Genomic DNA, 812 nt, shown 5'->3' with positions numbered 1-812 from the left:
GGTTCTGTTGCAAAGCGTCTCTAGCTAAAGACAATTTCCTTAAGCTTACTATCGATCAAGCCGGGATGCCTAGTAATCCTTTGATTTCAAGACACACTGAAAAACCAAAAAGGGACCCTTCTTTTCGGCTTTTCTTATATAGTCCTCGAATGGTTTCCATCCCTTTGATCGTGGTCGCAGCGGTACGTAAGCTTCGATAGAATTTATTTCTACGCTTGATTGGTCGATGATCTTGTTCAATCAAATTGTTTAAATATTTTACGGTTCGATGTTCTGTATGTTGATAAAACCCATGATTCTGCAACTTTTTGAAGGCACAGGAAATCGACGGTGCTTTATCAGTAACGAGAACCTTTGGTTCTCCAAAATGGTTGAACAGTCTCTTTAAGAACGCATACGCAGCTTGTGTATTGCGTTTTTTTCGTAGCCATATATCTAAGGTTAAGCCATCTGCATCGATGGCTCGATACAGATAATGCCACTTGCCTTTAATTTTGATATAGGTTTCGTCCATCTTCCATGAATAAAAAGACTGCTTGTTTTTCTTTTTCCAGATCTGATAAAGTAACTTTCCGTATTCCTGAACCCAACGGTAAATGGTTGTATGACAGACCTCAATGCCACGATCATAGAGAATTTCTTGAACTTCACGATAACTGAGGTTATAGCGAAGATAATAACCGACAGCCACAATAATCACGTCTTCTTGGAATTGTTTTCCTTTAAAAGGGTTCATATCTTCGTTCCTCCCGGGTCATTTTAGTTAGATTTTACACTAAAAGGTCTTGATTGAAAAACTTTGCAACAGAACC

At 38.7% G+C, this 812-nt stretch carries 1 protein-coding gene; it reads right to left on the bottom strand.

Translation table 11 applies throughout. The features are described 5' to 3' along the window. Nucleotides 1-55: 55 nt before the first annotated feature. Nucleotides 56-736, bottom strand: a complete 681-nt coding sequence (locus RV00_RS15870) for an IS6 family transposase (RefSeq protein WP_005875647.1) — start codon at nucleotides 734-736, stop codon at nucleotides 56-58. Between the last annotated feature and the right edge of the window lie 76 nt (nucleotides 737-812).

This window comes from Enterococcus devriesei (genome assembly GCF_001885905.1).
In the GTDB taxonomy this organism is placed as follows: Bacteria; Bacillota; Bacilli; order Lactobacillales; family Enterococcaceae; genus Enterococcus_A; species Enterococcus_A devriesei.
The sequence above is the reverse complement of the archived record's forward strand: the minus strand, read 5'-3'. Positions and strand labels throughout refer to the sequence as shown.